This window comes from Maribacter polysaccharolyticus, assembly GCF_028882255.1.
Taxonomy (GTDB): domain Bacteria; phylum Bacteroidota; class Bacteroidia; order Flavobacteriales; family Flavobacteriaceae; genus Maribacter_A; species Maribacter_A polysaccharolyticus.
The window spans coordinates 1-8,763 of sequence record NZ_JARBUY010000013.1; the positions used below are offsets into that span (position 1 = coordinate 1).

Sequence of the window (8,763 nt, forward strand, 5' to 3'; positions counted from 1 at the left end):
TTTACTTTTAATTAGCTAGATTTCAGAAGGACGTTTCCCGTTGGGAAAGTCCACAACGAAATCATAGCCAAACCGTTGTCATCAATTATCGATCCGGGAGGGTCGTTTTTTTTCCGAGGTTTGCGGAAAAAGGGAGGGGTTCTTTTTAGGGCCGGCCGTACTCGACCTTTGGAGGGTTCGGGGGCAAGTATTATCGCTTTACAGCGTGGAGAGTTGGCACTTTCCTGACGTTGGGAACGTTATAATACTTGCACAAGGACGGGAAAATTTTTGACAAAGTCAAGTTTTCCGGGTCTTGGAAGGGACTAAAAAGAACGGCTTTCCATGTTCCTTGGCAGACGGACTTTACCGGTCTTAAAATCCATATGCCGCGGCGGCTCGGAAAAAATCGGGCGGCCTATCGTTCGGGATCGCGAACTGAGCCTCGTATTTATTGTTAATTTTAGGGGAAGGAAAAATTAAAATAAAACCGATGACAACACCGTGTATGCGCAATGGCCGCAAAAGGCCGGCGCACCGCCGAAGCCACTGCGCATACACCTAACGTTGTACGCAAGCTGAACTAAAGCATTTCACCTCTTGCTGGATAGCCTGACTGAACAATATAATCTACTGCTTTTACAAAAGATGGTAAATAAGGTCTTCCCCAAGGATTACTGTTAATAGCTGAATAATAAATTTGATTACTATTGTCTATTAAAAATAATCCTGGTTCACTAAACTCACTTGGTTCACCATCTTTTACACCTGCACTTAAATACAAAGTCCAATCTCTTGCTGATTTTTCAGATAAACCATAGCCCAAAGTAAGATTAGACAATTCCCACTTTTGACGAGAAAGTCTTGCTCTCTTTTCAGAATCCATACTTACTGCTACTACATTAACACCTCTTTGCTCAAATTCTGGTAGCAATTCTTGTAATTGTTGTAAATACTTTTTGCATAGTGGACAATGTAACCCACGATAAAAAACAACCAAAGTAAAATTGTCTGGATTTTGGTCTGCTAAAACCCATTGATTTCCATCTAATAATGGAAACTTTAAATCTGGTGCAGTATGTTTTGGTGTTGGTCTATTCATAATAAATACTTTAAAAGTTTGCTTTCAAATGATTTTCAAAACGAATAAAATCATTCTCTATTTCTGGATTTTTCATTACATCATATGCCATAAAAGTTGGTAAAGGTTCAAAACCAAACCATTTAAAATTAAGATGCATTGGCTTTAAAAGCTCATCTTCGCTTATTCCATTAAAAAATGTTTCTTCTGGATTATTAAAAGCTTCTTTTGGTGCATTAGCGGTTACTGACATCATATACTTTCCGTTTAACTTTCCACCTAATCCGTAATTCTTCTTCGGTGCTTCTTTACTTCTTCCATCACCATCAGACATTTCGCCCATCATACCCATCGAGAATACTTCATCAATGTATTTTTTAAAAGACCAACTTACACCCATCCAGTTCAATGGTGTTTGAAAAAAGACCACATCTGCCCATTTGAATTTTTCAATTTCTTCATTGACATCATAATTATCTTCCATTGTAGTTTTCTTGATATTGTAACCATTGCTCTTCAAGTAGCTTTCCGCTTTTTCAGTTAAAGTTGCGTTTAATTTTCCTTCAGAAAATGGATATTTCTGATGACCGTTGATTATAAAAATATTTTTCATTTTAAATTTTTAATTACATTTGTATCGCAAAGAAACTAATATTAGTTTAAAAAAGAAACTATTTAGTTTTCAATTGAACAAATAGTGGTAACCAAAAAGTAACTAATGGCAAGAAAATATATAGACAACCCGAATGCTTGTTCCCTTGTGCATACGATGAACATAATTGGCAATAAATGGAAACCGATTATTTTATATTTATTATCAAATGGTTCTATGCGATTTGGAATGCTCAATGCACTTATACCAACAATCTCAAAAAAGGTACTGACTAATCAATTGAAAGAATTAGAAAACGATGGATTACTTTTAAGACAGTCCTTTGCTGAAATTCCACCAAGGGTTGAATATTCATTAACTGAAAAAGCAGTTGGACTTTTGCCAGTTTTAAGAATGTTAAGTGATTGGGCAAATGAAGCTTACCCCAAAATGGAATTTGAACAATGTAGAATAATAGAAAATGTAAAAAAGCCAGCGTACAACAACGTATCCTATGAAAAGCCCTAGTCCAGTTCTCTAAAGTTAAATAATATTTTCTTTTTGCCTTAAACCACCTTTTTTTCTTTTGATATAACTTGCTCCGCATCCTATTTGTGATACACCTTTTTATTGGGGTTCACCAGCATCTGTATGATTATAAGCTATAATAGACCCGGCCACTTGCTATAAAGATGTGATTCCGGTTTCTTGGATCACCCACGTTGTTTTGTGGTACGGAGCTATTTTGTGAGCTTTGTTATGGTTTGTTTTTTTTATCTTTTATTCCAGTACCCCTATGCAATAAGGGGTCTCTGTCTTAATAACGGCCAAAGTCCTACTAAGTAGTTTTCTCGCTACTTTGATAATGATACTCTTTACGTTTCTACCTTGGTGCTTACGATAGTAAGCTTGCATAACCGGATCGGCCCTTATCGCCTGCCAAGATGCCTCTACAAAATAGCTCCGTACCAAACGATGTGCACGTGGAGTTATACCAAGGGTCTTATAGTTACTCCCACTTTGGTGGACCCCTGGTGCCAGACCGACATAACCGGCCAAATGCTTGACATTGTTAAAACGTCGCAGATCTCCCAATTCACATAAGATACCACAAGCAACGATCCCTCCAATGCCGGGTATGCTCCTGAGCAACATATAATCCTTCTTATGGTACGTTTTACAATACCTACGAAGCTGAGTGGAAACATCCCGAAGCTCTTGGTCCACAAAACGAAAGAAACGCATACGACTCTCTAACGTTGCTTTTGCCGTTGGGTTCTCAAACACAATACCATCTAACCATTTCCGGTACTTATGGCTCCAATGGTCGTTGTCAAATTCTTCCGGCTCTTTAATACCGAAATACAAAAGCTGCATTTTGATGTAACTCTTTATCCTCCGAAAATCCTTGACAAGATCGTTTCTGCGCCTAAATAGACTTCGTAACTCCTCACGATCGACATCGGGAACATGGATACCCTCCAAACGACCGTCTTTTAACTCTCTTGATATCAACTGCGCATCTATCCTGTCGGTCTTGGTATGTTTCTCCTTGCCCTTTCTATGGATATCAGCAGGATTGACCACTAGGGAAGACCAACCATAGGACTCGAAACAACGATGCGCTGAATATCCACAGCAACCTGCCTCGTATGCGGTCGATACTTCATGACCGGCGAAATGTTTATCAACGTAATCTTTAAGTTGTTCCGGGTCCGGATTCATTGAAAATGACTTGCCTGAAAACAGATCTGTCGCACAATGCACTTTCCAACTTCTCTTGTGAATGTCGATGCCAATGTATAACTTCGGTACAGCAGTAATTTGAGTAATCATATCTTTAATTTTTAGTTCATTTTAAAGATACTCGACTTACTGCTTTTTCATCGATGCTATAAAAAATAGCGGTTTAAGCGCTTAATCGAAAATGAATTTTATAAATTTAAGGACTGTACCAAACCGAAAAGTCCGTGAGTAAAACCCGCTACTTTTCATATACAACACCGTTGTGGTGCATTTCCAACATAAAGAAAATCTATTAATTTCTTAGCTACGTTTCAAAATATGGAAAGACTATTGAATAAATACTTAATCACCATATTGATTATTGTCTTTGCTGGCTGCAAAAACAAGAAACAACAGGAAAAAAATATTAATTTGACTGAAAAGGTTGTGTCAAATATTGAGGATAATATGGTTGCTTTGGAATTTTCTGAATTCGACGATTATCCAAATCTTTTAAAACGTGTTGCCGAGTTAGTTTGCAATGATAGCGTGCCAGTTGTCAAAATAAGGATCAATGATACTACATATATCCACAAAGTATCAACGCCTTGTTGGGACAAAATAGGTGATATCCTTATCAAACAGAAAAATGTACTGATCGTGCATGATGATAGTATTGAGAAAAGATTCACTAATCCATGGATGCGCAAAAAGTTTGGACTTTCCAAATTAGGATCGGTTTTGGAAAAAGATTTATCCAATAATGGAAAAGACCAAAATTGGAGTGAAAGCCCTGCCAAGCACATTCTTTCGATTTCTGTCTCAGATGATAGCGTAAATAAGCTCCAACCAATTTTCTTAGAATTGAGCAGAGATTACGAACAGAACTTCCTAAATTCAGACATGAGGATATGGCTCACATATTATACACCCTATTTCGTACCGCCACCGCCTCCTAAAGAACCTGAAAAAGTGGAGGAAATAAAGTTAACGGAATAAAAACGCACCACAACAAAACCTAAACGTAATGCGGACTTTAGGGCTAAACAGAAAGTTCTGCGTATATTTATGAAGTCGCTAAATCTTATGGATTTAGCTTTGAAGAAGGAAAATAAAACTAAACCCGCCCGAACGTAGCCGTTCGGTACGGGCGGGCAATAAGCTTTAGCTTCGTGCGCAAACGGAAACGATATGTTTCCTTGCCTCCGCACTACGCTTAGCTCAGTCGTTAGCCACAAGTTGAAGAAACAGATGAACTACGAAATACCAAATGCATATAATTGGTTTGCGAAACTGAATTTAACGCAATTCATTCCTTGGAATTTTGAAACGGAAATTAATTCGAATTCATCAATCAACGAACGATTTAAAATTGAGTGTGAACAAAATCGTGAAGTTCTGACTTTTGGACGAAGACAAGATATGGACACATTTGTCGGATTTGAAATTGTGAGCGGAAAAGTAACGGAAAAGGTAATTGTATTTCATCCTTCATTTGGGACGAATGTGAAAGGTTGGAATATCATCGAATCTGAACACTCGGATTTTTTTGACTTTATGCATAAACGTGTTTTACCTGAAATGAAAGAATGGATTCCTGAAGATGACGTGAATGATTATATCGAAACTAAATAAATCTTTGTAAAAAATGTGTGAAGATTGTTTTGATAAACAATATTATGGATTTCCTTCTCAAGTTGCATTTGAAAAATTTGAAGAAATTTTAGACCAAAAATGTAGTTCTGGAAAAGTTCAAATACTGGAATCACAAAACGAAGAAGAAAGCGGATTAATGGACTTCAGAATGTATTATAAATGTAATACTTGTGATGAAAAATATGCAATGTCAATTCCTGATAACGCTTGGAGAGGTTATTTCTTAACTGAACAAAACGCAATTGAATATCATAATAAATTAAAAGAATCAGATAAAAAGAAAAAATATGGTTGTTGGATTATTTTAATTCTAATAATAGCAGTCGGAATTTACTCATTATTGAAATAAAACCAGTGGCTAACACTGTATATAATTTATTGCTAGTCCTAGCCTACTTACGAAAATCCTCTCGGATTTTCTATTCGGTTTTTATTTGCTAAATTACGTGCTAAACCACGCAACAAACCATATACAAACACGTTACCTGTAATTTTGAAATTGCTAATTGGAAATAACTAAATCCGACATAGTTAAGTTAATCGAAGAAAAGCAAACTGACAGCTTTACAACTCACCTTTTGACAACCCTTAAGTGGGATTGTCGCCCATCTGGAGAAATAAGGAATCATGAAATCAGGGTATGGAGACAAAACGGTTGGAACAAGATATTTTATCCGATTTTCAAGTTTGACTTAAATAGAGATGGACACTTAATTAACATCTCGGACAGAATTAACCCTGTTGGACGAATTATTTATTTTCTTTTCTGTGTTTTATTCTCAATTCCCTGGCTTCATTGGGTTTTTGAAGATTTTGACATATCCAATCACTGGATTCAATTTTTTGGCTGGGTCATCTTCCTTGGAATTTTCCTTTTAATAGGTTTCAAAGTCTACCGAATGGAAAAGCAAATCCAACTGGAACAGATTTATGAAATATTGGATATTGAAACGGATAAAAAAATTGAAAAAGAATGGAGTTGGACTAAAATTCTAACTAGACTAATCATGTATCCGCTCAGTATTTTTTTAATCATTGTGAATATACTTTTCGTTATTCCGAAAGGTCAATTTATACTTACAATAGTTAGTTTAGGACTTGTTGGAATTTATCTGTACACGGACTTAAAAATATTAATGCGAAAAAAAACTACAGGTAACAATGGCTAAAATTCATTGCTTGCGGATTTCCTAAACGGAAATCACGCGCAAAAAGCTATCTTTAGGTTCGGCTGGATTGTCCTTCGGACGAATCACAGCAACGAACCTTAGCCTAACCGTTGTGTTTAATTTAAAAATTGAAATTTGAGAAACATTTTACTGGGTATTATTCTTTTCGTTTCTATACTTATTGCCCTAATAAAATTGCATTTTGAATACTATCATTTTATAATTCCTATACTCTTAATAATTACTTTGTGGAGGTTTGAAGTGTATAAAAGACAAAATGGTGCTCGGAAAAAGTTGGCTTATGGTTTAATTCTTCTAAACATTGCAATAATAACAATTTCAGATTCCTTCATCTATAAACAACTGAATAGTGAAAATTATTTCTGGTCTGAAAAAAAATTAAGTGTTTCTCATTTTAAAGGTACTCCCGAAAATGATGTAGAACAAACGGCAATCGTTTTCCCTTCAATGATAGGTAAAATCAGTAGGGTTTTTAATTATCCTACAGCTGTTATGTTTACGGCTGACCGAAATCAAGAATCTTGGATAAAGAAAGATTTGTTTAGTAGCTCCGAAGAAGACAAAGCTATTTTGGAGCATTTGATAAATCACGAAAAAAGACATTTAGATTTGACAGAAGTATATCTAAGAATAGCTATGGACAGTATAAACAAACTTACTTTTCCTTCATATGATAGTAAACTAGAAATTATAAGTCATTATTTTCAGGTATCGGATTCAATCAATGATGTTTTTGATAATGAAACTGGACACGGAGTAAATCGGAAAAATGCTAAAAAATGGGATGACTACTTAGATTCCAAACTTGGTGTAAAATGAAAACTAAACACAACAAAACCTAAACGTAATGCGGACTTTAGGGCTAAATCGAAAGGTCTGTGTATATTTATGAAGTCGCTAAATCTTATGGATTTAGCTTTAGACAAGAAAAAATAAAACTAAACAATAAGCTTTAGCTTCGTGCTAAGACGGAAACGAAGGGTTTCCTTACTTCCGCACTACGCTTAGCCGAACCGTTGTAGGTAATTTAAGCTCACGATATAAATAGATGAATTGGATTAATATTATCATTGGAGTTTTATTAATAATACTCGGAATATTTTTAATAAAATATTATCAAGACTTAAAACAAAATAAAAAAACTGCTGGATTATCTTTTAAAATACAAACCGCAGGAATTGGATGCATAATAATTGGAATTGGATTGATTATAAGAGAGTTTTAATAAAAAATATGGAATTTGAACCTGAATATTTTAGCGGAATATCAAAAGTCTTGATTTTGACTTTATTAATTTCTCTTTTGCCTATTTATTTCATAGAAAACAAGACTGTGCTTTTTCTAATATTTATCGTCGGATTTTTGACAATATTATTCTTAAAAAATAAAAAATGGATTAACAGAATAAATGTTGACTCTAAAACTTCAAAAATCAATATTGAATATCCATTAAATTTTGTCGGACAAAAAAAAACAACTATTGACTTTTCAGAAATTAGTAAAGTTGTTTATTACGAATATATGTATCGAACGCCTGCTCATTTTAAGATTGAATTAAATGGCGAAACTTTACGCTTTAATTGCGACAGAAATGAATCAGAAAAACTGAGTGAAATTTTTAAAGATAACGGAATAGAATCAAATTTTTATAATAAAAAAGAAGTTGGATTTAGATAAAAAACTACCTACAACACCGTGTATAAAAAATTGCTAGTTTTATACTAAACCAATGTCAGTTGCTTTGCTTGCTTGCATCTGATTTTCCTTCGGAAAATCCTCGCACACAAGCACGCAACTTTCCATACACATAAACGTTGGCATTAATTTGAAAAAATGGCGTATACAAAAGAAATTTGGAAAAAAAGACATAGAAATAGGTCTGATATTTCATTATACATTACTCATCTAACAAAAGAAAGTGGAGGGTTAAATGCTTTTCAGGTTTTAAGAAAAATATTAACCGAAAGGAAAATAATCGGAAGCAATCAAAATGGTTTTGTGATTGGAAATGACAGCGCAGTATGCTTTCAAGATATTCCTTTGTATGGAGTCTGTCAAAATACATTTCACGAGCAAGTAAATAGAGCAGAATTAGGTGGCTCTTTAAGGTATCGTCCAATAGGATTAACATTCGAGAAAGAATATATATTTCGAAAAGGGGGACGACCAGTTTTGTATGAACAAAAAAACATTGCTAAAAGAATTTTGCCCGAAAATGAATGGTGGAGAATTGTAAATTATGACTTATCTAATCAAAATTCAATAATCGACTGGACTCACGAAAGAGAATGGAGAATTAAAAATGATTTTAAATTTGACATAAAAGAAGCAATAATAATTATGCCTCACGGAAGTAATTATAATGAATTAAAAGAAAAATTTGGAGAAGATATTTTAAATCAAGTAAAAGGAATTTCAATGTTAGACCCAATTCTGACATAAAAAACTAATGCCAACAATGTATCCTATGAAAAGCCCTAGTCCAGTTCTCTAAAGATAATATTTTATTTTTTACTAGTCCATAATGTTGATTTTGGGGT

Annotated in this window: 11 protein-coding genes; 8 read left to right on the forward strand and 3 right to left on the reverse strand. The window is 34.5% G+C overall.

Annotation, left to right across the window (positions count from 1 at the left end):
* Positions 1-562 precede the first annotated feature (562 nt).
* Positions 563-1,081, reverse strand: coding sequence for a peroxiredoxin-like family protein (locus PHU20_RS19920; RefSeq protein ID WP_274827168.1), 519 nt, complete (start codon positions 1,079-1,081; stop codon positions 563-565).
* 10 nt (positions 1,082-1,091) lie between these two features.
* Positions 1,092-1,673 carry an NAD(P)H-dependent oxidoreductase gene (locus tag PHU20_RS19925; RefSeq protein WP_274827169.1) on the reverse strand — a complete coding sequence of 194 codons (582 nt, stop codon included), beginning with the start codon at positions 1,671-1,673 and terminating at the stop codon, positions 1,092-1,094.
* 105 nt (positions 1,674-1,778) lie between these two features.
* On the opposite strand from PHU20_RS19925, the gene PHU20_RS19930 reads away from it, so the two are divergent.
* Positions 1,779-2,180 carry a winged helix-turn-helix transcriptional regulator gene (locus tag PHU20_RS19930; RefSeq protein ID WP_274827170.1) on the forward strand — a complete coding sequence of 134 codons (402 nt, stop codon included), beginning with the start codon at positions 1,779-1,781 and terminating at the stop codon, positions 2,178-2,180.
* Positions 2,181-2,432: 252 nt separating this feature from the next.
* Here PHU20_RS19930 and PHU20_RS19935 read toward each other — a convergent pair whose 3' ends face one another.
* Complete coding sequence (locus PHU20_RS19935; protein ID WP_274827171.1) at positions 2,433-3,488, reverse strand: IS110 family RNA-guided transposase; 1,056 nt, start codon at positions 3,486-3,488, stop codon at positions 2,433-2,435.
* A gap of 228 nt (positions 3,489-3,716) precedes the next feature.
* On the opposite strand from PHU20_RS19935, the gene PHU20_RS19940 reads away from it, so the two are divergent.
* The 7 genes from PHU20_RS19940 (at position 3,717) to PHU20_RS19970 (ending at position 8,665) form a co-directional block, all read left to right on the forward strand.
* Positions 3,717-4,376: a hypothetical protein gene (locus PHU20_RS19940; RefSeq protein WP_274827172.1), complete on the forward strand. Its 660-nt coding sequence runs from the start codon at positions 3,717-3,719 to the stop codon at positions 4,374-4,376.
* A gap of 252 nt (positions 4,377-4,628) precedes the next feature.
* Positions 4,629-5,012, forward strand: coding sequence for a hypothetical protein (locus PHU20_RS19945; protein ID WP_274827173.1), 384 nt, complete (start codon positions 4,629-4,631; stop codon positions 5,010-5,012).
* A gap of 13 nt (positions 5,013-5,025) precedes the next feature.
* A complete protein-coding gene (locus PHU20_RS19950) occupies positions 5,026-5,382 on the forward strand; it encodes a hypothetical protein (RefSeq protein ID WP_274827174.1) in 357 nt (118 codons plus the stop codon).
* Between the two features lie 157 nt (positions 5,383-5,539).
* Complete coding sequence (locus PHU20_RS19955; RefSeq protein WP_274827175.1) at positions 5,540-6,202, forward strand: hypothetical protein; 663 nt, start codon at positions 5,540-5,542, stop codon at positions 6,200-6,202.
* A gap of 135 nt (positions 6,203-6,337) precedes the next feature.
* A complete protein-coding gene (locus PHU20_RS19960; RefSeq protein WP_274827176.1) occupies positions 6,338-7,042 on the forward strand; it encodes a DotU family type IV/VI secretion system protein in 705 nt (234 codons plus the stop codon).
* Between the two features lie 363 nt (positions 7,043-7,405).
* Positions 7,406-7,900 carry a hypothetical protein gene (locus tag PHU20_RS19965; RefSeq protein WP_274827177.1) on the forward strand — a complete coding sequence of 165 codons (495 nt, stop codon included), beginning with the start codon at positions 7,406-7,408 and terminating at the stop codon, positions 7,898-7,900.
* Positions 7,901-8,056: 156 nt separating this feature from the next.
* Positions 8,057-8,665: a hypothetical protein gene (locus PHU20_RS19970; protein ID WP_274827178.1), complete on the forward strand. Its 609-nt coding sequence runs from the start codon at positions 8,057-8,059 to the stop codon at positions 8,663-8,665.
* Positions 8,666-8,763 lie beyond the last annotated feature (98 nt).